This window comes from Streptomyces sp. NPDC048185, from assembly GCF_043202495.1.
In the GTDB taxonomy this organism is placed as follows: Bacteria; Actinomycetota; Actinomycetes; order Streptomycetales; family Streptomycetaceae; genus Streptomyces.
Genome location: NZ_JBIDAN010000005.1, coordinates 524,903 through 550,628, shown reverse-complemented (window position 1 = coordinate 550,628; position 25,726 = coordinate 524,903). Strand labels below are relative to the sequence as shown.

General features: G+C 70.3%; 22 protein-coding genes and 3 pseudogenes. 10 read left to right on the top strand and 15 right to left on the bottom strand.

Translation table 11 applies throughout. The annotated features are described in order from the left end of the window. Nucleotides 1-90: 90 nt before the first annotated feature. From ACGF3H_RS18615 to ACGF3H_RS18600, 4 genes and pseudogenes are all read right to left on the bottom strand, one after another. Nucleotides 91-357 (bottom strand): annotated as a pseudogene (locus ACGF3H_RS18615) (transposase family protein); the annotation flags it as partial. A gap of 7 nt (nucleotides 358-364) precedes the next feature. Further along, on the bottom strand, nucleotides 365-703 hold the full coding sequence (locus ACGF3H_RS18610) for a hypothetical protein (protein WP_362494946.1): 339 nt from the start codon (nucleotides 701-703) through the stop codon (nucleotides 365-367). An 81-nt stretch (nucleotides 704-784) separates the two neighbouring features. Continuing rightward, nucleotides 785-1,100, bottom strand: a pseudogene (locus tag ACGF3H_RS18605) (lipid II flippase MurJ); the annotation flags it as partial. Nucleotides 1,101-1,121: 21 nt separating this feature from the next. Further along, nucleotides 1,122-1,952 carry a class I SAM-dependent methyltransferase gene (locus ACGF3H_RS18600; protein ID WP_362494952.1) on the bottom strand — a complete coding sequence of 277 codons (831 nt, stop codon included), beginning with the start codon at nucleotides 1,950-1,952 and terminating at the stop codon, nucleotides 1,122-1,124. A 60-nt stretch (nucleotides 1,953-2,012) separates the two neighbouring features. On the opposite strand from ACGF3H_RS18600, the gene ACGF3H_RS18595 reads away from it, so the two are divergent. Both ACGF3H_RS18595 and ACGF3H_RS18590 read left to right on the top strand, forming a co-directional pair. Further along, nucleotides 2,013-2,612 (top strand): helix-turn-helix domain-containing protein, encoded by a 600-nt coding sequence (locus ACGF3H_RS18595; RefSeq protein ID WP_362494956.1) that lies wholly within the window; start codon nucleotides 2,013-2,015, stop codon nucleotides 2,610-2,612. Between the two features lie 153 nt (nucleotides 2,613-2,765). Continuing rightward, the gene (locus ACGF3H_RS18590) at nucleotides 2,766-3,326 is read left to right on the top strand and encodes a nitroreductase family protein (protein ID WP_362494959.1); all 561 of its coding nucleotides are present in this window, start codon (nucleotides 2,766-2,768) and stop codon (nucleotides 3,324-3,326) included. A gap of 247 nt (nucleotides 3,327-3,573) precedes the next feature. Here ACGF3H_RS18590 and ACGF3H_RS18585 read toward each other — a convergent pair whose 3' ends face one another. Then, nucleotides 3,574-5,733 (bottom strand): cellulose binding domain-containing protein, encoded by a 2,160-nt coding sequence (locus ACGF3H_RS18585; RefSeq protein ID WP_362494962.1) that lies wholly within the window; start codon nucleotides 5,731-5,733, stop codon nucleotides 3,574-3,576. Between the two features lie 481 nt (nucleotides 5,734-6,214). On the opposite strand from ACGF3H_RS18585, the gene ACGF3H_RS18580 reads away from it, so the two are divergent. Both ACGF3H_RS18580 and ACGF3H_RS18575 read left to right on the top strand, forming a co-directional pair. Continuing rightward, nucleotides 6,215-7,603 carry a cellulase family glycosylhydrolase gene (locus ACGF3H_RS18580; RefSeq protein WP_362494965.1) on the top strand — a complete coding sequence of 463 codons (1,389 nt, stop codon included), beginning with the start codon at nucleotides 6,215-6,217 and terminating at the stop codon, nucleotides 7,601-7,603. Between the two features lie 114 nt (nucleotides 7,604-7,717). After that, the gene (locus tag ACGF3H_RS18575) at nucleotides 7,718-8,905 is read left to right on the top strand and encodes a cellulose-binding domain-containing protein (protein WP_362494968.1); all 1,188 of its coding nucleotides are present in this window, start codon (nucleotides 7,718-7,720) and stop codon (nucleotides 8,903-8,905) included. A gap of 181 nt (nucleotides 8,906-9,086) precedes the next feature. Here the strand turns inward: ACGF3H_RS18575 and ACGF3H_RS18570 are convergent, their stop codons facing one another. From ACGF3H_RS18570 to ACGF3H_RS18560, 3 genes are all read right to left on the bottom strand, one after another. Then, entirely contained in the window at nucleotides 9,087-9,614 is a 528-nt protein-coding gene (locus ACGF3H_RS18570; protein WP_362494971.1) for a DinB family protein, read from the bottom strand. 488 nt (nucleotides 9,615-10,102) lie between these two features. Further along, on the bottom strand, nucleotides 10,103-10,735 hold the full coding sequence (locus ACGF3H_RS18565) for a response regulator transcription factor (protein ID WP_362494974.1): 633 nt from the start codon (nucleotides 10,733-10,735) through the stop codon (nucleotides 10,103-10,105). Next, a complete protein-coding gene (locus tag ACGF3H_RS18560; protein WP_362495214.1) occupies nucleotides 10,735-12,006 on the bottom strand; it encodes a sensor domain-containing protein in 1,272 nt (423 codons plus the stop codon). The genes ACGF3H_RS18565 and ACGF3H_RS18560 overlap by 1 nt, the downstream gene beginning before the upstream one ends. Nucleotides 12,007-12,205: 199 nt before the next feature. On the opposite strand from ACGF3H_RS18560, the gene ACGF3H_RS18555 reads away from it, so the two are divergent. Together ACGF3H_RS18555 and ACGF3H_RS18550 are read left to right on the top strand one after the other, a co-directional pair. Continuing rightward, the gene (locus tag ACGF3H_RS18555) at nucleotides 12,206-12,943 is read left to right on the top strand and encodes an ABC transporter ATP-binding protein (RefSeq protein ID WP_362494977.1); all 738 of its coding nucleotides are present in this window, start codon (nucleotides 12,206-12,208) and stop codon (nucleotides 12,941-12,943) included. Beyond that, a complete protein-coding gene (locus ACGF3H_RS18550; protein ID WP_362494979.1) occupies nucleotides 12,937-15,393 on the top strand; it encodes an ABC transporter permease in 2,457 nt (818 codons plus the stop codon). The genes ACGF3H_RS18555 and ACGF3H_RS18550 overlap by 7 nt, the downstream gene beginning before the upstream one ends. Before the next feature lie 437 nt (nucleotides 15,394-15,830). On the opposite strand, the gene ACGF3H_RS18545 is transcribed toward ACGF3H_RS18550, so the two are convergent. The 3 genes from ACGF3H_RS18545 to ACGF3H_RS18535 form a co-directional block, all read right to left on the bottom strand. Then, nucleotides 15,831-16,016, bottom strand: coding sequence for a hypothetical protein (locus ACGF3H_RS18545; RefSeq protein ID WP_362494982.1), 186 nt, complete (start codon nucleotides 16,014-16,016; stop codon nucleotides 15,831-15,833). A 210-nt stretch (nucleotides 16,017-16,226) separates the two neighbouring features. Continuing rightward, on the bottom strand, nucleotides 16,227-16,403 hold the full coding sequence (locus ACGF3H_RS18540; protein WP_362494984.1) for a hypothetical protein: 177 nt from the start codon (nucleotides 16,401-16,403) through the stop codon (nucleotides 16,227-16,229). Between the two features lie 44 nt (nucleotides 16,404-16,447). Further along, nucleotides 16,448-17,374: an oxidoreductase gene (locus ACGF3H_RS18535; protein ID WP_362494987.1), complete on the bottom strand. Its 927-nt coding sequence runs from the start codon at nucleotides 17,372-17,374 to the stop codon at nucleotides 16,448-16,450. A 298-nt stretch (nucleotides 17,375-17,672) separates the two neighbouring features. Here ACGF3H_RS18535 and ACGF3H_RS18530 point away from each other — a divergent pair, with 298 nt between their 5' ends. Continuing rightward, complete coding sequence (locus tag ACGF3H_RS18530; protein WP_362494990.1) at nucleotides 17,673-18,347, top strand: TetR family transcriptional regulator; 675 nt, start codon at nucleotides 17,673-17,675, stop codon at nucleotides 18,345-18,347. Between the two features lie 102 nt (nucleotides 18,348-18,449). Here ACGF3H_RS18530 and ACGF3H_RS18525 read toward each other — a convergent pair whose 3' ends face one another. Continuing rightward, nucleotides 18,450-19,007, bottom strand: coding sequence for a TetR family transcriptional regulator (locus tag ACGF3H_RS18525; protein WP_362494993.1), 558 nt, complete (start codon nucleotides 19,005-19,007; stop codon nucleotides 18,450-18,452). A 124-nt stretch (nucleotides 19,008-19,131) separates the two neighbouring features. Between ACGF3H_RS18525 and ACGF3H_RS18520 the strand changes: the two genes are divergently transcribed. Together ACGF3H_RS18520 and ACGF3H_RS18515 are read left to right on the top strand one after the other, a co-directional pair. Further along, nucleotides 19,132-20,379, top strand: a complete 1,248-nt coding sequence (locus tag ACGF3H_RS18520; protein ID WP_393816505.1) for an MFS transporter — start codon at nucleotides 19,132-19,134, stop codon at nucleotides 20,377-20,379. Nucleotides 20,380-20,727: 348 nt separating this feature from the next. Continuing rightward, nucleotides 20,728-22,110 carry an FAD-dependent oxidoreductase gene (locus ACGF3H_RS18515; RefSeq protein WP_362494999.1) on the top strand — a complete coding sequence of 461 codons (1,383 nt, stop codon included), beginning with the start codon at nucleotides 20,728-20,730 and terminating at the stop codon, nucleotides 22,108-22,110. 132 nt (nucleotides 22,111-22,242) lie between these two features. On the opposite strand, the gene ACGF3H_RS18510 is transcribed toward ACGF3H_RS18515, so the two are convergent. Then, a complete protein-coding gene (locus ACGF3H_RS18510) occupies nucleotides 22,243-22,944 on the bottom strand; it encodes a TetR/AcrR family transcriptional regulator (protein WP_362495001.1) in 702 nt (233 codons plus the stop codon). A 112-nt stretch (nucleotides 22,945-23,056) separates the two neighbouring features. Further along, entirely contained in the window at nucleotides 23,057-24,181 is a 1,125-nt protein-coding gene (locus ACGF3H_RS18505) for an MFS transporter (protein WP_362495217.1), read from the bottom strand. 322 nt (nucleotides 24,182-24,503) lie between these two features. On the opposite strand from ACGF3H_RS18505, the gene ACGF3H_RS18500 reads away from it, so the two are divergent. Continuing rightward, a complete protein-coding gene (locus ACGF3H_RS18500; protein ID WP_362495003.1) occupies nucleotides 24,504-25,196 on the top strand; it encodes a maleylpyruvate isomerase family mycothiol-dependent enzyme in 693 nt (230 codons plus the stop codon). 6 nt (nucleotides 25,197-25,202) lie between these two features. Here ACGF3H_RS18500 and ACGF3H_RS18495 read toward each other — a convergent pair. After that, nucleotides 25,203-25,703, bottom strand: a pseudogene (locus tag ACGF3H_RS18495) (IS5 family transposase); the annotation flags it as partial. Nucleotides 25,704-25,726 lie beyond the last annotated feature (23 nt).

The window sequence follows — 25,726 nt, the reverse complement described above, 5'->3', positions numbered from 1 at the left end:
CTGTGTCGTCCGGCAAGTCGCGGCAAGGCACCACATCGCCGGTCGGATAAGAGCCGTGCGGGCCACCGTCCGGACGTGGGCGGGTACTCGGCCGTGGTGGCCGATGATGCGGTCGGCGGCTGACTTCGAGACTCCGAACAGCGGGGCAAGCTGCCGCAGGGTCAGGTTCGTCTACCAGTACGCGGCGCCCAGCAGCCTGCGGCCCTCCAGCCGCAGGCTCCACGACCGGCCCTTGGCGTACCGGATCTGCACCCTCGCGCCGGACCGCGCGGTGATCAGCTTGCCGAACTGCCGCGGGCTGAGCCCGCTGAACGGGGCTATCGAGGACGGCACCGACGCCGTGATCACACCAGTCACTGCGTGATCATTCCACTGCTTCACGTTCTCCCTGCTCGAAGGCGATGCGGCAGCGTTCAACCTGCTCGGCCACGTGCTCCATGAACCAGCACATGATCTCGTAGGGGATGACGTGCTCGTCGTGGCTGTGGATGTGGACGGTCGGCTCCAGGTCCGGATCTTCATCGGGTATCACCGCCACCAGGAAGGCCACTCCGGGCAAATGCTTCTCGGCGCTGTGGATCTCAGCCCACGGCGTCGGTGCCGGGACGGCCTCGCTCAGCTCCACGCACCAAGCGTCGTCCTGCAAGGCGTAGTGGAACTGGATGGCATAGCGGCGACCCGCATGAACACGCAGCTCTGGCATGTCCGCAGGCTGTCACAGCCCCGCGCCGATGGCCCGCGAGTATCTCGCTCAGCACCTGGCGCGGGCGCCAGCCAGCCTTTTCTGCGGCAGCTGATGGCCGGCGACGTTGGCGTAGTTCGTGACGACAGGGGCACCTGGTCGGTCAGGACTAACAGCAGCGTCCACTTCGCTGCGTGCACGTTCTCGCACAGGCCGGTGCCCCGCCAGTCGAACTGCGGCCGGAACCGACAACCGGCCTCTCGGACGAACGGGATCAGAGCCAGGGCCTGGACGGCGCTGCCCGCGGGCGTCCCGATCCCCAGCAGCCACACCTGGTGGACGTGGACCTGACGTCGTCAACCCGGTCGGGTACCGTCATCAGCCCCAGTGAGGCGGCGAACATGCCGACCAGCACGACGAGGCCCGGTGTTTGCGGTAGTCAGCCCGTCCGGGAGCGGGTCGCGGTGATCACAACGGATGTGTAGGGCATGGTGACGTGCCCGCCGAGCTTGTCGATCGCGGTACCCGCGCTGTCCAGGACCTCCGCCATTTGAGGTACAGGGAGTTGGGTGAGGCCGCCGAAGGTGGGGAGCTGGTCGAGCCACTCCTCCCGGGAATAGGTGCGTTCCCAGGCGAAGCGCCACTGTTCCGGCTCGCTGAACCTGCCCGTCTGCCGGATTCCGTCAGCGATTCTCGCGAACAGCGGCTGGTAGGCGTCCACGGCCGAGCCTTTCAGCAGGCCGGGGTTGAACGGGGATTCAGGGGCGATCCGTTGAAGTGCTTCGGCGAGGGCGTCGACCACCTCGGCCGGGAGCTGGGGGACGTGGTGGAAGGGGGCGAGTCGGCCGCCGGGCCGGAGCACCTGGGCCGCCTTGGCCGCGCCGACGACGGGGTCCACCCAGTGCCACGCGGTGCCGGCGATGACCGCGTCGAAATGCCGCCCGCTCGGCTGCCAGTCCTCGAACCTGGCGACCTCGACCTCGATGCGGCTGCGTCGCGCGAAGGCGGCCATCCGTTCGTCGGGCTCGACGCCGAGCACCGTGCAGCCGACGGCCTGGAACTGCCGGGCCTCGATGCCTGTCCCGGCTCCTACGTCGAGGACGTCCCGGCCGGGGCTTGCCGCGACGATCCTGTCCACCAGGGCCTGCGGGTACGGCGGTCGGGCGCGGTCGTAGCGTTCGGCATCCACGCCGAACGACTCGGCCGTCTGCCGGTGGCGGTGGGGCTCAGGGCCGGACTCATCCGGCTGTCCCTGCGATAAAGTGGGCATGCGCCCACACTAATGGGCGGTTGCCCACTTGTTAAGGCGGGCGGCGCGGAAAGGGAGACGATGCCGTCAGGGGTGCACATCCACAACGTGCGTGGCCAGTTGTTCGAGGCCGCCGAGCGCGTCATGCTTCGGGACGGGCCCGACGCGTTGACCAGCCGGGCGGTCACGGAGGAGGCGAACTGTGCCAAGGGGGTGCTGCACCGGCACTTCACCGACTTCGACGCTTTCCTGGCGGAACTCGTCCTCGACCGCGTCCGCGGCATCGAGGACCGCACCACGACTCTGCGTGCCGCTGCCGGTACCGGGAGCGTGGTGGACAACCTCGCCGACGCGTTGCGGGACCTGTTCGGTCCGGTCACGGTGGCCATCGTCGCGCTCATCACCTTCCGCGACGGTCTCCGCGCCCGGCTGCGCGAGGCCGGCCTGACCGGCATCCCACTGGCCATGCAAGGCACCGCCATGATCGCCGCATACCTCGCCGCCGAGCAGGAGTTGGGGCGCCTGGCCGGTGACGCCGACATCGACACACTCTCCCCCACCCTCGTCGGGGCCGGGCACCTGCTGTTCGCCGACCGGACGAGCACCCCACCGCAGACCACCGCCCTCCGCAAGATGGTGACCACCGTCATCGGCAGCGCCTTGCGACCACCCCGGCAGTAGGTCGGGCACTGGCCAGGTGATGGAGGATTGCGCTGCGTCCAAGAGGCTGCTTCTTCTTAGTTGATCGTCGTCCTGGTGGATCGTCCGGCGTGGGCGGTGTCAGCGCTTGCACCGGCCGGAATACGCACTCATGGCCGCCGGTTGCAGCGGAACATGCATCATCCTCAGGAGTCGTACAACGGCATACACCCACTGCTTGCCGGGCGCTTCAGCCCCTACCGGTTCGACCGGTCGGAGGTGGTCGACGACCATGCCCTCGGGCTGCTCCTGGAAGCCGCGCGGTGGGCACCGTCGGCAGGGAACTCCCAGCCGTGGGGCTTCTTCGTCGGCAGGCCCGGTGAGCCGGAGCATGACCGGGTGCTCCCCTACCTTGCGCCGAGCTCGGCCTCCTGGGCGACGGATGCGGGCCTGCTCGTCGTCGCGCTGACGCGCCGATACGTCGATGAAACACAGTTGGTCTACTCCGAGTTCGCGGACTACGACCTCGGCCAAGCCGTCGCCCACATGACGGTCCAGGCCCAGGCCATGGGATTCGCCGCGCACCAGTTCCGGGCCTTCGACCTGGAAGGGCTCACCAAGGAGCTGGACCCGGACCCGGGCTGGGTGATTGTCTCCATGGTGGCGGTGGGCAAGGCGTCGGACGGGCCTTCAGAGGTCCGCGACCGGCGCAGCGTCGCGCAGTTGCGCTCCGCTCCCTGGTCACGAGGTGAGTAGGCGACGGGGCGGGCACATGGGTCGCGATGTCAGTGGGCCGGGTGGGCCCGCGAAGGCGTGGCCGAGGTCTTCGACACGATGGCACCCGGACGAATAGCCCGGGGACGAGCTCAGCACCGGCAGCACGCTCTGCGACTGGCCATCCCTGGGTGCGGGCGACGACGATCCGCCGGCGCGCCCGCACCCGGGCCCGCACCCGCACCTGCGGCCCGGGCCACCGGAGGGCGGGCCGGGCCGCAGGCGGTGGTCAGGGGGTGCGGCAGACCGTGCCGTTGAGGGTGAACGTCGTCGGCGTGGGGTTGGCGCCGTCGTTGGCTCCGACGAAGCCGAAGGTGGCGGTGGAGCCGCCGCGCGGGGCCAGCTCGGCGTTGGCGCCGTTGTCGGTCACATGGACACGCGTGCCCGAGCTGGTGACGTTCGCGTTCCAGGAGCTCTGCACAGACTGGCCGGTGGACGGCCAGGTGAAGTCCAGGGTCCAGCCGTTGATCGGGGCGTCACCGACGTTGGAGACCGTGACGGTGGCGACGAATCCGCTGCCCCAGCCGCTGTCCACCCGGTAGTTGACCAGGCAGCTGCTGTCGCGCGGAGCCGTGGTGGCGAAGGTCAGCGGCTCGGAGGGGCGCGAGAGGCGGCCGTCGCTGTCCCGGGCCAGCACGTTGACCGTGTGCTCGGAGCCCGGCGGCAGGTTGTGCAGCGTCGCCGAGGTGGAGGTCGAGGTGGCAAGCAACTGGGTGTTCGTGCCCAGGCGTTCGTACACCTCGTAGCGCACCGCCTTGCCGTTGACGGGGGCTGTCCAGTTCACCGTGGCGGTCGAGCTGCCCACGGCGGTGGCCCTCGGTGTGCCGGGCGCGCCGATCGATGCCGCGGCGGCGTGCGGGGCGACGGTGATCGTGGTGATCGAGTACGGCGGCAGCACCTGGTCGCCCCCGGCGGTGGCGGCCACCCGGGTGACGTCGGTGTCGCCGCGGCCGTACCGGTGCACGACCGGTGCCTGGGCAGTGGGCGTGAATCCGGTGTAACTGATTTCAGCGGTGCGGGAGTTCAGCGGGTCCTTGTTGATCAGCATCACGCTCAGGGTGCCGTCGGCCCGGTGAACGGCGTGCGCGGAGACCTGGTCGCTGTCGGTGGAGGAGGCGACCATCGTGTCACCGGGACGCCCCAGCTTGGTCAGCGACTTGATGCCGAAGTACGGATGGAAGGGTGTGTTCACGGCCGGCTGGCAGACGTCGCCGACGCAGCCGCCGCTGGAGAGCAGGCCGAAGTCGTTGAAGTCGGTCTCGCCGTCCACCGTCTCCACCTTGGTGGGCCCGTTGTGGACGTTCCACCAGTCGACGTTGAAGACGCCGTTCTCCAGCGCCGTCATGTAGGTGTCGGCGGCGAACAGGCCGTTGGGGCGACTGTTCATCTGGACGTTGGAGTTGACCTCGGTGAGCGCGATGCCGATCTTCGGCGAGCGTTCCCCGGCGTACCGGTCGAGCTGCCGGCGGACCTCGCGGAGCTGTCCGGGCAGCCGGGCGGTCCGCTTCAGGGCCTCGTCGGCGGTGGCGCCGCCCGGGTAGGAGTGCACGATGGCGAAGTCGATCGTCCCGGCGACCGCGGACAGCACGGTGTGGTTCCAGTCGGCCGAGTCATCCGGGCCGACGATGCCGTCCGGCCAGTCGCCCGGCGTGGTCAGCACGGCGCCGATCTTGATCGTCGGGTCGACCGCTTTCATCGCCTCGGCGTAGGCGAGGACGTTGCGGGCGTACTCGCGTGGGCTTTTGTCCGGGTGGTCGTCGGCCTCCCATCCGCTGCCGTAGTGGCCGTTGCCGTAGATCTCGTTGCCGATCTCCCAGTACTTGGCCCCGTAGCCGCGGGTGACGTTGGCGTACCGGACCCAGTCGGCGGCCTCCTGCGGGGTGCCGGTGCCGTAGTTGGCGATGATCATCGGCTGGGAGCCGGAGGCGCGGACGCTGCTCATGAACTCGTCGAAGGTGGTGCCGGGCGCCACGTAACCGCCGGGGGCGGTGTGGTCCTTCCAGTGGTAGATGTCGCCGTAGGAGCCGCCCGGGTAGCGCATCATGCCGACGCCCGCCTCGCCCAGCAGGCCGGTCACCTCGGGGTCGTTCATGTGCGAGTCCCAGAGCGCGTGGTTGACGCCGAACGCCGCCTTGTCGATGGTGCCGAGCCCCACCCCGGCGTTGACGGAGACCTCGACGGTCGACGCCTCGTCGGCGGCCGTCGCCGTGGCGGCCGGGACCGCGGCGGTCCGGCCGCTCGCGGCGGGCGCCGGGGAAGCGGCGGCAAGGGCGGCCGCCATGGCCAGGGCGCAGACGAGCGCGGCGGCGGGGCGTCTGCCCGCGGGTCTTCCGGCCCTGCGGGGCGGGCGGCCCAACCGGCCGGTGGCAGGCAGGTGTGCGAGCGGCATGACGCGTCCTCCTCGGGCGAGCGTCGCGAAGGCCGGCAGGACGCCCGGTGTGAGTGGTCAGTGGGGTGGCCTTCGGGTGCAGTGCTGGGAGCGCTCCCATGATGATGCGGGGGAGGCATGACCACGTCAATGGTGCAAACGAGGGCCGATACTGTCGCCCCGCCCCGCATGGCGGGACTCCGACGAACGCCTCCACGCCGTCTGCCTGCGCCAAGGCGGTCTCCGCGGGTGGGTGGGGATCCGATCGGCCAAGGAGCCGCCCCCGCCGCACCGAGGACCGACGGCACCGCACCGTTCGCATCCGCTCGCCCCATCCGGGACGGGACCGGTCGGCCGAAAGTCGAAACCGTTCGACGGTCCAATCCCTGTACGCGGTCGGCGCACCGGTGTACGTTCTCGGGCCGACGCACTTCTGGGAGCGCTCCCACCATGCTCCCCCGCGACATCTCCGGTTCGCCTCGCACGAGCACAAGGAGGAACGTTGAAACGCACTTTGGCCCTCTTGGCCACCTGCGCGACGGCCCTGGGTCTGACGACCCTGGCCGGCCCCCAGGCGGTGGCCGCCACCGGCTGCAAGGTCGACTACACGATCACCAGCCAGTGGCAGGGCGGCTTCCAGGCCGGGGTGAAGGTCACCAACCTGGGCGACCCGGTCAACGGCTGGACGCTCAAGTGGAGCTGGCCGGACGCCGGTCAGAAGGTCACCAAGGGGTGGAACGGCACCTGGTCGCAGACGGGTTCCACGGTCAGCGCCACCAACGTGGACTGGAACCGCACGCTGGCCACCGGCGGCAGTGCCGACCTCGGCCTGACCGGCACCTTCACGGGCAGCAACCCGAAGCCCGCCGCCTTCACGCTCAACGGCGTGGCTTGCACGGGCTCCGTCGGCGGTGGCGACGAGCCCCCGCCCGACCCGGGCAACCCGGGCACCGGCACCCCCGTGGACGTCAACGGGCAGCTCAAAGTCTGCGGTGTGAACCTGTGCAACCAGTACAACCGTCCCATCCAGCTGCGCGGCATGAGCACGCACGGCATCCAGTGGTTCAGCAAGTGCTACAACAGCGCCTCCCTGGACGCCCTGGCGACCAACTGGAAGGCGGACCTGCTGCGCATCGCCATGTATGTGCAGGAGGAGGGTTACGAGACCGACCCGGCCGGCTTCACGAGCCGCGTGAACAGCTATGTCGACATGGCCGAGGCCCGCGGCATGTACGCGCTGATCGACTTCCACACCCTCACCCCGGGCGACCCGAACTACAACCTCGACCGGGCCAAGACGTTCTTCGCGTCCGTCGCCGCCCGCAACGCCGCCAAGAAGAACGTGATCTACGAGATCGCCAACGAGCCCAACGGCGTGAGCTGGACGGCCATCAAGAACTACGCCGAGCAGGTCATCCCGGTCATCCGGGCCGCCGACCCCGACGCCGTCGTCATCGTCGGCACGCGCGGCTGGTCCTCGCTGGGCGTCTCGGACGGCTCCAACGAGACCGAGGTGGTCAACAACCCGGTCAACGCCTCCAACATCATGTACGCGTTCCACTTCTACGCCGCGAGCCACAAGGACAACTACCGCGCCACGGTGAGCCGGGCGGCCGCCAAACTGCCGCTGTTCGTCACCGAGTTCGGCACGGTGAGCGCCACCGGCGGCGGAACGCTGGACCGGACGAGCACCACGGCCTGGCTGGATCTGCTCGACCAGCTGAAGATCAGTTACGCCAACTGGACGTACTCGGACGCCAACGAGAGCAGCGCGGCGTTCAAGCCGGGCACCTGCGACGGCGGCGACTACAGCGGCAGTGGCGTGCTGACCGAGTCGGGCGCGCTGGTCAAGAGCCGGATCAGCACCGCCGACAACTTCCCGACCAACTGACCCCGCCCGCGTACCGGGAGAGGTACGAGGCGCTCACGCACCGACGCACCGAGGAGCGCCCCCGAAGGAGGGGGCGCTCCTCCCTCCCGCCCCTTCGCCCCACCGGAGGTACCCATGCCCACCTTTCTCCGGCGCTTACCGCGCCGCCCGCACCGTCCCTGGACGGCCGCGGTGTTCCTCACGACCGTGGCGCTCCTCGCGTCCGGCTTCACCGTCCTGTCCGCGAGCGGCGCGGAGTCCGGCTGCCGGGTCGACTACATCGTGAACCAGTGGGCGGGCGGCTACACGGCACAGGTGAAGGTCACCAACCTCGGCCCCAGCGTCACGGGTTGGCGTCTGACCTGGACCTACGCCGGTGACCAGCAGGTGACCTCGGCGTGGAACGCCACCGTCACCCAGACCGGTAGCTCGGTCGTCGCCGTGAACACCGACTGGAACGGCTCGCTGGCCACGGGTGGCACCGCCGACTTCGGTGTCCAGGGCACCTGGCGCTCCTCCGCCCCCGCACCGGAGGACTTCGCCCTCAACGGCGTGTCGTGCGGCGGCACCGGTACCCCTCCGCCCACCACCCCTCCCCCGACGACACCGCCCCCCACCACCCCGCCGCCGAGCGAGGACTGCGGTGCGGCCGTGATCTGCTCGGACTTCGAGGACCAGGCCGGCCCCGCCCCGTCCGGCGCATGGCGTTTCACCGCACCCGACTGCCAGGGCGCGGGCACGGCCGCCGTCGACACCGCGGTCGCGCACAGCGGCGGCCGGTCGCTGCGGGTCGACGGCAGGGCTGGCTACTGCAACCACGCCTTCGTGGCCGCCACCGCCGATCTGTCCTCCGTCGGCCCGGTGATGTACGTACGGTTGTGGGTACGGCACACCACCGCGCTGCCCGCCGCCCACGTCACGTTCGTCTCCATGCCCGACTCCTCCCAGGGCGGGCGGAGCCTGCGCGTCGGGGGTCAGAACGGCGCCCTGCAGTGGAACCGGGAGACCGATGACGCCACCCTGCCCGCGCAGAGCCCGGCAGGCGTGGCGCTGAGCAGGCCCCTGCCGACCGGCAGTTGGCAGTGTCTGCGGTTCGCTGTCGACACGTCCGCACCCAAGCTCGACACGTGGCTCGGCGACGAACAGGTCCCGGGCCTGCACGCCGACGGCACTCCCGACCATGACGTCGACCAGCAGTGGCTCGCCCGCGCCACCCCGCCCCGTCCGACCGCCTTCCGCCTCGGGTGGGAGAGTTACGGCACGGGCGACGACACGCTGTGGTTCGACGACGTGGCCGTCGGCTCGTCACCGATCGGCTGCTGACCCGGCCGACCGGAAGAGGGAGCCGATCCGACCACGGACCGGCTCCCCCAGGCCTGCGGGCCCGACGCCGACGGCGCCCGGCCCACCTTGCGCGGCCCTGAAGGGTGTTGCGGAAAGACAGCGATCACGTGGCCTTCCGCAACACCCTTGCGGCGGCCGCCGCCAGGACGTCGGTCTGCTTTCAGGCGCCGGTGACTCCGTCGATCTGCTCGCGGAGGAGATCGGCATGACCGTTGTGACGTGCGTACTCCTCGATCATGTGCACCATGATCCAGCGCAGGGAGATTCCCTGATCGCCGACCTGACTCGCCTCCTGCGCGGACAAGCGGCCGGAGTCGTCCAGCGACGCATCAGCGATCAGCTCACGCCCTCGGACGATCTCCGCTTGCCAGGCAGCCGTCACCTCGTCGAGTCCTCGTTCCGGCTCGAGTACGAAGCCGTCAGGGTTGCCCTCCCCGAAGACCGGCAACACGGTCAGACCTGCGAACACACTCTGGAACCAGTTGCGCTCCACCACGGCCATGTGCTGAACGAGACCGAGCAGCGTCATCGACGACGGTGACGCTGCAGCAAGCCGTAGTTGATCATCTCGCAGGTCCGAACACTTCAGGGCGAGAGTCGCCCGGTGAAAGTCCAGCCATGCTTCCAGCATGGCTCGTTCGTCCGCATGCGCGGGCGGGATCGGCCGTCCATCCGGTGTCGTCTTCATGAGCACACCCTGGCAGCAGCGATCGGCGGCCGCGACCGCCTTCGCCGGCGACTAACACGCTTCCCGTCCGACTGCCAACGGGCGGCGGCGGCCGTCGGCGTCCACGTGGTTCTCAGATGTCGTCCGGCACTGCGAAGGCCGCACTTCCGCTGCCTGCCCGGTGCGCTCAGTCCAGGGACGGGTGGAGCTCCGGGCGCGGTTCCCACCAGGTGCGGTAGAAGGTGTTGTTGGGGACGCTGTCGAGGTAGGCACGTGCCGCGGCCCGGTGGAGCAGGGCGGCGCGCCGCTCGGAGACCGCGGCCCGGTTCCAGGCGAGCCGGATGCGGCCGGTGAGCGGGTCGCCGGCGAACGGGCGAAGTCGTGGCCAGGCAGTTCTTTCGCCCTCTACCGCGTAGACCGCCGACCCCCGACACGCTCCCGCACTTGAGCGACGGGCGCGCCGGACCGCACGCCGCCGCACCGACGGTGCGCGACCGGCCCTCGATGGGTCAGGCCCGCAGGTAGGTGAGGACGGCGAGGACCCTTCGGTGGGTCTTGTCCGTCGGCGGCAGGTCCAGCTTGGTGAGGATGTTGCCGATGTGCTTGCCGACCGCCGCTTCCGAAACCACCAGCTCTTTGGCGATCGCGCCGTTGGACCTGCCTTCGGCGATCAGTGCCAGCACCTCGCGTTCGCGCGGGGTGAGCTGCTCCAGCGGATCGCGGCGGCGGCGCAGCAACTGGCGCACCACCTCGGGGTCGACCACCGTCCCGCCGTCCGCCACTTCGTGCAGCGCCTCCACGAACTCTTCGACCTGGCCGACTCGGTCCTTGAGCAGATAACCGACGCCTGTTCCGTCGCCGGAGTCCAGGAGTTCGGCGGCGTACGTCCGCTGCACGTACTGACTGAGGACCAGGACCGGGAGTGTGGGGCGTTTCTCGCGCAGCCGCACGGCCGCGTGCAGCCCTTCGTCCTGGAAACCGGGCGGCATGCGTACGTCCGTCACCACGATGTCGGGAGCATGCTCCTCGACAGCGGACATCAGTGCCTGCGCGTCCCCGACGGCCGACACCACCTCGTGGCCGCAGCGGCCGAGCAGGCCGACGAGTCCTTCCCGCAGCAGCACGCTGTCTTCGGCCAGCACTACGCGGAGCGGTCGCCCGCCTTGGTCAACTCGCAAGGAAACTCCACACGCAACAGAGTCGGTCCATCCGGCGGACTGGTCAGGGCAAGTCTGCCATCCAGGACAGACACCCGGTCCGCGAGACCGGTGAGGCCGCTGCCCGCCGAGGGGTCCGCGCCACCGCAGCCGTCGTCGCGCACTTCGAGGAACAGGCGTCCGTCGCGATGGCCGCCGCTCACCTGTGCGCGGTCTGCCCCGCTGTGCTTGGCGACGTTGGCCAGCGCCTCACAGATGACGAAGTACGCCGCGGACTCGACCGCCTCGGTCGGCCGGCCCGGCAGTTCGAGGTCGACGTCGACGGGGACCACGCAGCGGTCGGCGGCGTCGGCGATCGCGGCCTGAAGACCGTAGTCCGTGAGGACCTTCGGGTAGATGCCCTGAATGAGCCCGCGCAGTTCCGCGAGCGCCTCGCCCGCCTCCTCGTGGGCCTTGGTGAGCTGGTCGGCGAGCGGGCCGGGCGGGGCATCGAGGCGGGCCAGTCCGAGAATCAACGTCAGGGCCACGAGGCGCTGTTGGGCGCCGTCGTGCAGGTCCCGCTCGATGCGGCGCCGTTCGGCTTCGAAGGCGTTCACCAACCGGGCCCGGGAGCGGGCCAGTTCGACTACCTTGGCGTTGAGCTCGCCCTCGCGGGAGGCGATCAGCAGCCGAGCCAGCTCTGCGCGGGCGCCCGCCGCGGCGCCGAGTACGTATGCGCCCAGGCCCATCAGGAGCAGGCCCAGTACGGCGACGCCGAACGCGCCCGGCCAGGTGGTGACCGTCCACTGTTTGAGCACCTTCGCCTCGTGGCCGTCGCCGACCGTGGCCATCAGCAGCGGGGTGGCGACCATGGACAGCGGGAAGAGCAGGGCGACCGTGATCGCCAGGGCGTCGACCGGCCACAGCAGCCCGGCGAGCAGCAGCACGTAGCCGAGCTCCCGCCAGGTGCCCTGTTCGCGTAGCCGGGTGGTCACCCACGCCCACAGTCCCGGCGCGGGCGGCACCTGGTGCCGGCCGGCCGCCGGGTGGTGGTCGATCAGGCGCAGCCTGCTCCGCTCCACCCGGGCCACGGGGATCCCGCTGAGGGCGACCAGGACGAGCAGGGGCAGCCCCACCAGGACGATGGCGAGCGCACCGCAGACGACTGCCAGCGTCACGATCCCCACCAAGGCGGCGACACCGGTCACCGCGCCGGTGAGCAGATAGGCAGCGGCGCGCCAGGGCCAGACCGACAGCAGGAAGCCCGGTCGGGACATGGCCTGCCACACGTTCCGAGGGTGCATGTGCATGACCGTAAGGGGTCCCACCGGTCCGGTGCCATCGGTCCAGGGTCCGTAGCGGGGGTATGCCTGGCACTACCCCAAGTCTCCTTCGTGCCGTACTGCGTCACGCGGTACTTCCGCGGTTTCGTGGAGGACACAACGGACTGAGGAGCAGGTACTGGTGGGGAACCCAATGAGCAGTGACGCGATCCGATTGCGCTCCGTGACCCGGCGGTACGGCTCGGGCGGTACGTCCGTCACCGCCCTCGACGAGGTATCGCTCGCCTTCCCGAGGGGGACGTTCACCGCCGTGATGGGCCCGTCCGGGTCCGGCAAGTCGACCCTGCTGCAGTGTGCCGCGGGCCTGGACCGGCCGACGTCGGGCTCGGTCACCGTGGGCGACACCGAGTTGACCGGGCTGAGCGAGACCAAGCTGACCCTGTTGCGCCGCGAGCGCATCGGCTTCGTGTTCCAGGCGTTCAACCTGCTGCCCTCGCTGACCGCCGAGCAGAACGTGGCTCTGCCGCTGCGGCTGGCCGGCCGCCGCCCGAAGAAGGTCCAGGTGCGCGAGGTGCTCGGACAGGTCGGGCTCGGCGACCGGGCGCGGCACCGGCCGTCGGAGATGTCCGGCGGTCAGCAGCAGCGGGTCGCTCTGGCCCGCGCCCTGATCACCCGTCCCGAAGTGTTGTTCGGCGACGAGCCGACCGGCGCGCTCGACTCGCAGACCGGCCGCGAGGTGCTGACCTTGCTGCGCGGCATGGTCGACCGGGACGGCCAGACGATCGTCATGGTCACCCATGACCCCGTCGCCGCCTCCTACGCCGACCGCGTCGTCTTCCTCGTCGACGGCCGGGTCGACGGTGAGCTGGTCGGCGCCCGTGCCGAGGACATCGCGGCGCGCATGACCAAGCTCGAGGAGGCGCCGTGCTGAGCACCACGCTGCGCACCCTGCGCACCCGCTGGGTCACCTTCGTCGGCAGCTTCGTCGCCCTCTCCCTGGGTGTGGCGCTGATCGCCGTGATGGGGCTGGCCCTGGCGTCCTCGCTGGACGCTCCCGACCGGGGGCCGGAGCGGTTCGCCGCCGCGGCGGTCGTCGTCAAGGGCCAGGACACCCTCGTGGTACCCACCTCGATCGGCGACCGCACCCAGAAGCTCGCGCAGCCGCGTGCGGTGCCCCCGGACACGGTAGCGAAGCTGCGCGGCCTCGGGGCCGTCGTCGAGGACCGGTCGTTCGCCGTGCGGGCCGAGGGCGGGCCCGACGATCTGGTGGGCCACCCGTGGTCCACGGCGGCCTTCGCGCCGTACCACCTCGACGCGGGACGCGCGCCCGAGGCCGCGGACGAGGTCGTCGTCAGCGGTGACTGGGCCCGTCCGGGCACCGGGGTGCGAACCGACGGCGGCACGGTGCGTGTTGTCGGCACCGCCTCCGGTCTCGGTTTCGAGAACGCCGTGTTCTACACCGACACCCGCGCCGCCGAACTGTCGCCGCGCAGCCTCCAGCTCGTGGTCGACGCCGATGCGGCGGCCGTGCGCGACGTGGTGAGCGACAGTGCAGGCGTCCAGGTCCTCACCGGGGACGAGCGCCGGTATGCCGACGCCGACCCCGACCGGGACAGTGAGGCCCTCACCGCGATGAACGCCATGTTCGGCACGGCCGGCGGCGTCACCGGGTTCGTTTCGGTGTTCGTGGTGGCCTCGACCTTCGCGTTCGCGGTGGCCCAACGGCGCCGCGAGTTCGGGCTGCTGCGCACCGCCGGGGCGACCCCGGGCCAGATCCGCCGCATGGTCGTGCACGAGGCGCTCGCGGTCGGTGTGCTCGCCTCGGCCGCCGGCTGTGTGCTCGGTTCCTACGGGGCTCCCGAGCTCGCCGAGTGGGCGGTCGACGAGAGCCTCGCGCCCCACTGGTTCACCATCGGCGACTACACGTGGCCCTACCATGTGGCTTTCTGGACGGGCCTGTTCGTGACCTTGTGCGGCGTCCTGGCCGCGGCCGGGCGGGCCGGGCGCACCGGTCCCGCCGAGGCACTGCGCGAGGCGTCCGTCGACACCCGGCCGATGACATGGGGCCGCCGGCTGTTCGGCTCGGCCCTGCTGATCACCGCCGTGACGACCCTGGCTCTGGTCCTGGCGACGAACCCGGGCGACCTGCTGCACCGCAAGACCTATGTGAGCCGGCCGATGCTGCTCATCACCGCGGCCGCGCTGCTCGCGCCGGTGCTGGTGCGGCCACTGGCCCGGCTGATCGCCTGGCTGCCGGCCCGACTGCCGGGCGCAGGCGGGATGCTGGTGCGGGAGAACGCCGCCACCGGGGTGCGCCGCACGGCCGCCGTCGCAGCGCCCGTACTGGTCACGGTCGCGCTGGCGGGCTCGCTGCTCGGCGCCACCGCCACCCTCGACGAGGCGAAGGCCACCGAGGTGCGCGAGCGGACGGCCGCCGACTTCGTGGTCACTCCGGCGGGCGACGCCGGTTTCGACGAGGCGACGCTGCGGCGGCTTCGAGCCGTGTCCGGCGCGGAGGTCTCGCCGAGCTCGTCGAGCGCGGTGTACGTCCTGGAGGACGGCGTGGCGCTCATCAAGTCCGACGCCAGGGCCGCCGAGCCGGAACCGCTCGCGGCAACGGCCCGTCTCCCGCTCGCCGCGGGGAAGGTGGGCGATCTGGACGACGACTCGATCATCGTCAACGAGGAGTGGGAGCGGCACACCGTGGGCGAGCGGGTGGACGTGTGGCTCGGCGACGGCACGAGGACGTCCCTGAAGATCGCCGCGGTCATGACGGTCGGCACCGGCAACAACGGCGTCTACGTCACCCCGCGCAACGCCCCCGCCGCGCCCGTCGACCGGGTCGACGTACGCCTCGCGCACGGTGCCGGCGCGAGCACCGTGGCCGCCGGTCTGCGTCAGGCGGTGCGGGCGTCGGGCGGGGAGGTGCTCGACAGGCAAGCCTGGGTGCGGGCGACGTATCCCGAGACCAACCGGACGACCCGGATGGGGTTTGTCCTGGTCCTCGGAATCGCTCTCCTGTACACCGGCATCTCGCTGGCCAACACGATGGTCATGGCGACCTCCGACCGGGTTCGCGAGCTCGCCGTGCTGCGGCTGGCCGGCGCCACCAGGTGGCAGGTGCTGCGGCTGGTGGGCGCCGAGGCGCTGATGGTGGTCATGGTCGGCGGACTGCTGGGAGCGCTGGTCGCCGGCCTCAACCTGGTGGGCATGTGGAGCGCGCTGGGCCTGCTCTCGGTGTGGACGTCCATCGAGATCCCGTGGGGGACGCTCGGGGCGGCGCTGGGCGCCTGCGCGGTGCTCGCGGTGGTCTCGGCGGTCGCTCCGGCCGGCCTCGCCCTGCGCCGCAGGGCGGTGGAGCTGGCGGGCACGCGAGAGTGACCCGTCGGCCCCCGGCGTCGGCCGGCCCGGATGCAACCCTCGTGGCTCACAGGCCGAAACCGTGAGCGGGATCAAGCATCACCTGCGGGATCGCCCGACCTGCGCGGTGCGGGTGCCGGCCGGCTGCGTTCCGTCCGCTGCAGCCGCCTCGGAGGGGCACTGGACGAAGCCGACGGGGCTACTCCGCGACGGGCACAGACCCCCGCCTCCCGCACCGGCCGGCCTGCGTCCCCTGGCGCGGCTGGGCCTGCGGCCCGAGAAAAATGCGGGCGCGGACCGGCGCTGTCGGCGTGGACGGTGCGGCGCTCGTCCACGACTGCATCGCGACGGGGATCGCGCTGTCGGCCATGGACAGCGTTCTGGACGGGGTCCGGCAGCGTGTTACAGGCGACGAACTCGTCTTCTCCGTACTGGCCCGCGCCGCGGGCCCTGGGCCGCTACAGGGCGGTGGGAGGCTGCTTCGGTTCGAAGGCGCTTCGTGGCGTTTCCGGCTGGGCGGTGGACGTCTGACGCAGTACGTGGGCGAGGTCGCGGTGTATCCGGTCGGCTTCGCCGCGGACCTGGACGGGGATGTCGCCGCGTTCGGCGACGAGGCGGTCGTAGACGGGGGTCTGCGAGAACACGATGGGGGGATTCCCTCCTGCTGGCGGTGCGCCGGACGGCGTGCAGCATACGGGGCCGCCACCTGCCGGGGGCGGGGCGTTCACATGCCGGGCGGACGTACGGCCCGCGCGATGCGGGCGCCGGCCGGCCGAACCGGTGCGGCGTGGTCGTACACGGTGGAGGGGTCACCGTCGTTGCCGGCCTGCCACCCGTCTCGCGTCGGACAGCGGTCAGCGGCGGGTGACGGTGCGGCCCGCGTCGTCGACGGCGCCGGCCGCACCTCGCGATCGAAGCTCGCCGACGTCCCTGCACCGGATGCGCTCGGACAGCGGCCGGGCGCAGACGCCGTCGTACCGCAGACCGGCCGTGCGCAGACATTCATCACCGGTGAGTTCCTGACGGCGCAACACGCCACCGTGACCTACCGTCTGGCGGCTTGCGAAGACGGACCCTACACGGCGGCCTCGTGTTCGAGGTCGAAGGGGACACCTGTGAGCTGCTCGCTCGCCGCCCACAGCCGCCTGCCCTCCGCGGGGTCGTCGGCGGCTGCGGGAAGCCTGGCGGGCTTGGGGGTGCCGGTGGTCTGGTCCCGTCCGGCGGGGCCGATGAACCGGCCCGACTGGACGGTCGGGCTGGTCGCCGCGTACAGGGAGGGCCACGCCGCACCCTCGGCCGAGCCCATGAGCAGGCGTGCGGCGATCGAGGTGACCACGCGGCTCAGAGCGCTGTTGCCGTGCTGCTGCAGACCGGTCATCGCCGCGCCCGGGTGGACGACGAGCGCCTTGACGGGGCTGCGTGCAGTGCGGCGCGCGAGTTCGAGGGTGTAGACGATGTTGGCACGCTTGGACTTGGCGTAGGCGCCCATGGCGCGGTAGCTCTTCTCGCTCATCAGGTCGTCCAGCCTGCCCATGGGCCACCGTGCCGCGATGGCGCTGACGGTGATCACGCGAGGTGCGGACGAGCGGCGCACGGCGGGCCAGACCTGGGCGTCGAAGGCGAAGTGGCCCAGGTGGTTGGTGCCGACCGTCATCTCGAGGCCGTCGTGGGTGGTCCGCCGCTCGGGCAGGTTCATCACGCCGGCGTTGTTGAGGAGCAGGTCGATCGTCTCGGTCTCGGCGATTCGGGTGGCTGCGGCGCGGACGGAGGAGAGGTCGGAGAGGTCGAGCACGAGCGTGTCCGTCTTGGCCTCGGGGGTCGCGGCGCGCACAGCCTCCGCGGCCCGATCCAGCTTGGTCCGGCTGCGGCCGGCCAGGATGACGCGGGCCCCGTGCCGGACGAGCGCACGGGCGGTCTCGAGTCCGATGCCGCCGTTCGCGCCGGTGATCAGCGCCGTGCGGCCGGTCTGATCGGGGATGTCGTCGGGAGTCCAGTGGTTCACCGTCGTCACGCTCCTCGAATGCGTCGATGGGTGCTCGGTCATGCGGAACTCGCGGTTTCGTGCTGCTGAGTCGGCAGAGCATGCAGAAAAGGTCCTCGGCGAGGGCGGCTTCGGCGACGACCGGGGCCGGAGCACTCGGTCGCCGTGAGCGTGGCCTGACACCACGGCACCGACGCCTGCGGGAGCTCACTACAGCCCCCCCCCCTTTTTTTCAGACCGGTGGTCTGTTCGGCTGCGACTCCAACGTAGAAGACCACCGGTCTGATGTCAAAAGACCGACAGTCTGTAATGTGGGGGCATGACGAACTTCCAGCGCGCACGCAGTGAGGAGCAGCGTGAGGTACGACGCCGGGCCATCCTCGACACCACCGCCGCCATGCTCGAGGAGGTGCCCACCGGCGAGCTCAGTCTGAACGAGCTGAGCCGCCGCGTCGGGCTGGCGAAGTCCAATGTGCTGCGCTATTTCGAATCGCGTGAGGCGATCCTGTTGGAGCTGCTCGACCGTGCCTGGCGGCAGTGGGTGGCCGACCTGGCTGACCTTGTGGACGCCGGCACGGACCAGGACGCTCCGGTGAGCCGGCGTGCAGAGCAGTTCGCCGCCGTCATCGCGGACTCACTCGCCCAACGCCGGGTTTTGTGCGACCTGCTGAGCGCGCAGGCGGGCGTACTGGAACACAACGTTTCCCCGCAGGTGGCCGCCCGTTACAAGCGCGCCGCCGTGGCCAACGTGGCCGACATCGCGGCACTGGCCCGCCGGCATCTTCCTGAGCTGGGCAACACCGCACCGCAGTTGACCGCAGCCATGATCATGGCCGTCGGCGCCGTGTGGACACACGCGCGGCCCTCCCCCTCGATGCTCGCCGCCTACGAAGCCGACCCCTCACTCACCGCGTTCAGGCTGGACTTCGTGACTGCCCTTCAGGAGATGCTGGCCACGCTCACCGTGGGCACCATCGCCCGCGCCTCCTCCTGAGCCCGGTTCTGCGCCCTGCTCCCCGACCGCCCGCCGGCTTCCCTCGCGTGGCCGCCGAGCTGACCCGCCACGCAGCCACCGCCGGCACCTGTCAGCTTCCGTTCATCGGTCCCTGTCGACGACGGCACGGACGACGGCGGCGACCTCCTCGCGGTCGGTGGGCCGCAGGTCGACGGAGTTGTGGATGGAGAATCCCTCGACCAGCGCGTCCAGGGCCCGTGCGGTGAGCGGGTCGAAGTGCCTGGCCAGGGAGTCGCGACTGGCCTCCATCCAGGAGCGCATGACGGCGCGCACCTCGGGATGGCGGGTGGCGAAGGCGTAGAGCTCATAGCTGAGCAGGAGGTTGCGGTCGGTCCCCCAGACCTTGCCGCAGATGATCTCGACGACCGCTTCCTCGGCCTCCTTGCGGGTCCGCGCGGCCTCCAGAAGGGCGCCGTAGCGGGTGGAGACGGTCTCCGCGAGCCGGGTGAAAGCGTCGGTCAACAGGTGCTGCATGTCGTCGAAGTAGTAGGTGAGTGACCCGAGCGGCACGCCTGCCGTCGCCGCGATCCTGCGGAAGGTCACCTTGATGGCGCCGTGCTCTGCGATGACGTCGAGCGCGGCGTCGAGGATGCGTTCGCGGCGCCGGGGGTCGTTGGGGCCACGAGTGCTGCCTGCCATCGCCGTTGTCCGCCTTGTCTTCTCGGTCGCCGACCGGGTGTGTACATTTGTTCATACTCGGTGGGTGACGCGGGATCGTCGCCTACCTGTCTCTCATTGTCTCCAACACCGGCGGAGCCTTTCCTTGACAGACCGTGCTGTACGCCGACGCCGCCGGGCGCTGTACCTCTTCTTCTTCCTCAACGGCATCGCCATGTCCTCATGGATCACGCGCACCCCGGACGTCCGTGACCGTCTGGGCGTGTCCACGGGGCAGATGGGGCTGGTGCTGTTCGGTCTGTCCGTCGGCTCGATGGCCGGCATCCTCTGTTCCGGCCGTTTCGTGTCGCGGTTCGGGACCAGGCCCGTGACGGCGCTCGCCACACTGTTCGTCATCGCGAGCGTGGTCGTCGTGGGTGCGGGCAGCGCCCTCGGCTCCGCACCCCTGGTCACGGCGGGGCTGTGCGTGTTCGGCCTCGGGGTCGGGTCGGGCGAGGTGGCGATCAATGTGGACGGTGCCGACGTGGAACGGATCACCGGCACGGCGGTTCTGCCCACGCTGCACGGGTGCTTCAGCCTGGGCACTGTCATCGGCGGCCTGGCCGGCATGGCGGCCACCGCAGCGGCGTTCCCCGCCCACTGGCACCTCCTGGCGGTGGCCGCGGTGACGGCCGCGATCTTCGCGTACGCCATCGGCGCCGTCCCCGCCGGGACGGGGGTCCGTGCCGCGGCGCCCGCTTCGGACTCCACGCGGCCCGCGGGCCCGCAGGTGTGGAAGGACCGGCGGCTTCTGATGATCGGTGCCATCGTCCTGGCCATGGCTCTCGCCGAGGGCGCCGCCAACGACTGGCTGCCGCTGCTCATGGTCGACGGCCACGGTCTCGACGCCGCCGCCGGCTCGCTCGTCTTCGTGGGATTCGCCGCTGCGATGACCCTGGGACGCTTCGGCGGCACGTTCTTCCTCAATCGCCACAGCCGGACGACCGTCGTGCGGGCCAGCGCGGTCTCCGGGGCCATCGGTCTGTGCCTGGTCATCTTCTCCGACAACGCCGTCGTGGCCGCGGCCGCCGTCCTGTTCTGGGGACTGGGCGCGTCCCTGGGCTTTCCGGTGGCCCTGTCGGCGGCGGGCGACTCGGGGCCCGACGAGACCGCCCGGGTCGGCCTCGTGGCGACGATCGGCTATATCGCGTTCCTGGTGGGGCCACCCACCCTCGGCTTCCTGGGCGATCACTACGGACTGCGTCCGGCGATGGTCGTGGTCCTGGCGTTCGTCGCCACGGCCGTTCTCGCGGCACCTGCCGCCGGCACCCGCACACCCCATCACCCCAGGCCCGACACCGACGTCCCCGCCGAACTCGCCGTGGAGCGGCCGGGACAACGCACCGAGGGCTGATTTCGCACCACCGCACCCTGCTTCGCGGCACGGTCCCGCGCGCCCTCCCAGCGACGCGCCCTGCCACCCGGCGGCCCACTCGCACGGGCAACGTACGCGATACGTACGTTGCCCGTGCGGGTTTACATGAGGGCTCCGACGGCCTGACACGGCAGAAGAAGCCGTCCGCGGCCTGGGGTGCCGAGATCCCCGCCAGGGATCGCCGACCCGTGGATCGCATCCGGTGCGGGCGACCACCCTTCCTCGCCGCCGAGGCCCGTGAGGCGCGGGCCGCAGTTGCGCCGCTTCGCCGTTTCCATACAACGTATGGTAACACTGGAAAGACGCTTCCGAGCGGAGGAGGAAACCGTGAAAGAGGAAATCAAGGGCGGCCCTGAAGCCGCATCAGTCGATGTCGTGATCGTCGGTGCGGGCTTCGCCGGCCTGAGCGCCGCGGAGCGGCTCACGAGCAGCGGTCTGTCCGTCCTGGTCCTGGAAGGGCGGGACCGGGTGGGCGGCCGTTCGTTCTCGGGTGAGGTGGCCGGGGTCAAGGTCGACCTCGGTGCGACGTGGGTCGCCGAGCGTCACACCGCGATCCGTGACCTCGCGGCGCGTGTGGGGTGTTCCACGACCAGTCAGTTCCACGAAGGTCTCAATGTCCTGTGGATGGCCGGGCAGCGTCGCACGTGGACGGGCACCCTGCCGACAGTCGAACCGGTGGACCTGGAGGACCTGGGCCGCGTCCAGGTGGCGATGGACGAGCTGCTGGCGACCATCGACGTCGACGCCGCCTGGAGGTCCCCGAACGCCGACGAGATCGACTCCCTCTCGTTCGGCGAGTGGCTCGACCAGCAGGAGGCGGCGACGAGTACGCGTGCGCTGATGGCCATCGCCAGCAAGGTGCAGTGGGGCTGCAGTCCGGGAGACGTGTCGCTGCTGCACGTGCTGCGTTACATCCAAGCTGTGGGAGGGCTCGACCACATGCTCGCCGTCGAAGGCGGGCAGCAACAGGACCGGATCACCGAAACCACTCAAGAGATCGCCAACCGGCTCGCCGAGCAACTCGGCGACAGGGTCGTTGTGGACGCCCGTGTTCGCCGGATCTCCCAGGACGACGACGGCGTCACGGTCCGTACCGACTCGGCTGTCGTCAGCGCCAAGTACGCCATCGTCACCGCGGCCCCCGAGCACCGTGCGTACATCGAGTTCGAACCGGCGCTGCCGGAGAAGACCCAAGGGCTCACGAGGACGTGGCCCATGGGCGCGCTGAGCAAGGCGTTCGTCGCCTACGAGAAGCCCTTCTGGCGGGCTGAAGGACTTTCGGGCGAGGCCCTGACCGACACCGGGACGGCCTTCATCACCTTCGACGTGTCGCCCGACAACGGACCGGGCATCCTGATGGTCTTCTGTGCCCCTCGTGTGTACGACGGCTTCAGCCCGGAGATCCGACGTAGCCGAGTCATCCAGCAATTGGTCGACTTGTACGGCGCTCAGGCGAGCACCCCCGTTGACTACGTCGACCACTGCTGGGGCACAGAACCGTTCGCCCCTGGTGGCCCACACCCCGCTGTGGCTCCCTACGCATCCGTGAGCTACGGCAGCGCCCTCACCGAGCCTCACGGGCGTATCCACTGGTCTGGCACCGAAACCGCAGGCGAGTGGGTCGGAACCATGAACGGCGCCGTCCTGACGGGTCAGCACACCGCTGAGCAGGTCGCCCAGCGACTCAGCGTCGAAGACGCCTCGGAGTAGGCTCCAGCGGCTTCTCGGTGGACCCGCCCTTACGCTGACGGCCGTCCTGTGACGCACGCCGGATGCACCGGCATCCGGCGTGCGTCACCCGGCCGTGGCGCCGCGGCCGTGCGGGGGCTGTGGATGCGTGGCTCACAGACCGGCGTCCCGGCCGTCACGACCGCCGGTGAGCCGGCTCTCCAGACCTGTGATCAACGTGTCCACCATGAGACGGAACATCTGGTCCTGGTCAGAGCCTGCAGAGGTCACGTCCGCAGAGTCAAGGTCTGCGTCCCCACCACCGTGTTCGTGATCGTCGGAGCCGGAAGGCTCGAGGGTCGACCACCGGCGGAGCGAGCCGTTGAGTTCGGCGGTGAGGAAACCGATGACGACGGCGACCATCAGCGCCGCGTTCTCCGAGACTTCTGACTGCGGAACTCCGGCAGCCTCCACGGCGGCGGTGAGCGCGGTCCAGAACGGGTCGTCGGGCTGGATGAAGTCGGGCTGACGGCTGAACGAGTAGGCCATCAGTTCCGGGTGACGGTGCGCCAGGGCTCTGAGGTCGGCTGCGAGCAGGCGCATGCGCTCCTGCCAAGGAGCATCCTCAGGCGCCACGGTGCGGAACTGGGCGCCGACCATGGTGGTCACGCCGCGCATGACCGCTTCCTTGTTCGGCACGTGGTAGTACAGCGACATCGGGTTCGCGTCGAGCTCGGTGGCGAGTTTGCGCATGGTGAGCGCCTCGACACCGTCCGCGTCGATCAGTCGCAGGGCGGCGGCGTAGATCCCGGCCTCGCTCAGAGGCACATCCCTCTTCCTCGTTCCCCGCGGGGGACGCCTCACCTTCTTCTCCATACGTCGTACGGTACCAATTCCCTGCCCGGGAGGTTTCCGTACGGCCGGCGGCGCCGTCCGGTGCCGTCGGCGCGGTCGAGCACCTGGGCGTAGCTCGTACTTCACGTCGGTTCTACCTGGCAGACCTCGGTCCGCAACGCTGCAGCCGCCCACTGAAGAGCACCACGCAGGCCCCGGCGGTCAGCAGCCCGCCGGCCAAGAAAGTGTCCCGCACGCCCGCCAGCGACAGAACCAGTCCCCCGAGAGCAGCGCCTGCCGCGATGCCGGCGTTGTAGGCGCCGGAGTTGGCGGCGAGTGCGATGTCTGTGCGGCCAGGTGCGCAGTGCAGCATCGCGTTCTGGGTCGTCATGAAGACCGGCCCGAGCGCTCCGCCCATCAGCGCCAGGCACACCACTGCGGCCACCGGATCGGTGCCAGCCGAGTACAGGCCAAGCATGCCCACTGCCTGTGTGGACACGGCTGCGGTCAGCATGGACTGCGGGAAGCGGTCGAGCAGTGCCCCGGTGATACTCACCCCGGCCAGACACGCGATGCCAAAAGCCACGAACAGGGCGCTGACCACGTTCGGGGAGAACCCGCTGACGTCACCCAGAAACTTCACGACGTACGTATATCCAGTGAACGCCCCGGTGGCAGACAGAGTCCCAGCCACCAGCACCGTTGCGAACCGGCGGGCGTCGGGGCTCGTTCCGTAGGCGGCTGGTTCTTCCTCCGGCCGCGAGGTCGGCAGCAGAACAGCGATTGTCACCAGAGAGACGAGCCCCAGAAGCGCCAGCCCGGCGACCGGCACCTGCCAGCCGCTCCGCCGGCCCAGCCAGGTCCCGGCAGGAACACCGAGCACAAGGGCCAGCGAACCGGCGACGGACAGCGCCCCCACCACACGCCCGCGGGCCTCAGGCGCGAACAGGCCCACAGCGACCGGTCCCATCACGGCCCAGAACAGCGCCTGGGCAAGCGCCGTCAGCAGCCGCGACACCAGGAGCAGCCCGTAGGAGGTGGCGAGCGCCGCAGCCAGACTGGACACGACCAGCGCGGTAAGCAGTCCCGTGAGCACGTGGCGGCGGGGCTTGGCCCGCACGAAGTGGGCGAGTGGCACAGACGCCACGGCCACCGTCACGCCATAACCAGTAACGAGGAGACCGACCGCTGACAGGGACACCTGAACGCTCTCGGAGATGAGCTCCAAGAGTCCGACCGGCAGGTTCTCCGCCGTATTGAAGGTGAAGACCGCCAGCATCAGGGCCGTGAGCACCGCCAGGGCGTGCCAGGGAGCCGGTTGTCCCGTGGCCGCACCGTCTCTTCCTGTCCTCGCCCGGCGTGCTTGCTCCGTGGCACCGTCCATGGAGGTACCTCACCGGGCTCACCGGCTCCGCCGCAACCGAATTCGTGGAAGGCGTCGGAGTCGGCGACGTACCGGTGATGACACGGCCGGGCCGGCCGATGTTCACCGCGGCCTCGATCTCCGACCGCCCCGATCCGACAGCCGCCCCGGGCTAGGGTCTGTCCGACGGGTCGGGGCCGGGGCGCAGTGTCCGTGGGCTGGGTTAGGTTCGCTGGTCATGGACTCGGAATCTCTACTGCAGCACCTGCGTGACGAACTCGACGCCTTCCGTGCATGCCTCGATGGTGATCTGTCTGTACCCGTCGAGCACTGCGGCGGGTGGACGCTCCGTGATCTGGCCGAGCACCTGGGCAGTTCAAACCTGTGGGCGGCAGCCGCAGTTGCTGAACAGCACGGCAAGCACGAGGCCGGCTCGGCTCCGCGCGATCCCGAGGGGTTTCTGCGGTGGTTCGAGGAGAGCTCAGCGACCTTGCTCAAGACCCTGCGCACCGACCCGAATATGAGCGCCTGGACTTTCCATCCGCCGCATACGGTGGGCTTCTGGCAGCGACGCCGTGCGCTGGAGACACTGATTCACCGCTGGGATGCCGAGAACGCGCTGGGCACCGTCCGATCGCTCGACCCGGTCCTGGCTGGAGAAGGCGTGGCCGAAGTCTTCGACACGATGGCACCAAGGCAAGTAGCCCGGGGGCGGGCCCCGCGTCCGCAGAGCGCCCTGCGTCTGCACGCGGCGGACACCGGGGCGTCCTGGGTGTACGGCCCCGGCACTGCCGTGGCCACGCTCACCGCGACAGCGGAACAGCTGGTACTGCTCCTGTGGGGGCGGATGAGCAGCTCGGACGCCGCCTTCAGCTGGACCGGCGATCAGGTGGCCGGACTGCGTATCCTGTCCGGCCCGTTGACGCCCTGACACTGTTCAGGAGCGCAGCCATAGGCGAAGTGCGGCGACAGCGACCGTGCCGTGGAACACATAGGCCCGCTTGTCGAAGCGCGTGGTCACGGCGCGGAAGCCCTTGAGGGCATTGATCGTTCGCTCAACCTCATTCCTGCGGCGATACATCCCACGGTCGAATCCTGTCGGCCTGCCGCCGGCGCTGCCTCGGCGACGGCGGTTGTCCTTCTGGTTGCCTGGTTCGGGGATGGTGTGCTTGATCGGTCGTCTGCGCAGGTGACGCCGGTTGCGGCGGGACGAGTACGCCCTATCTCCTCCGACATGGTCGGGCCGAGTGCGTGGTCGTCCACCATCCAGTCGGCGCACGCGGATTTCTTCCAGCACAGGGATCAACCGGGGGTGCATCTCCCCACTGGCCTGGCGTGATGACGAACCCTAGCGGGCGGCGCCGCCTTCTCCGGCTAGGTGGATCTTGCTGGTGAGGCCACCCCGCGAGCGTCCCAGGCCCTCATCGGGGCGGTGGGCCTGTGCGGGAAGCTGGGGCGCGG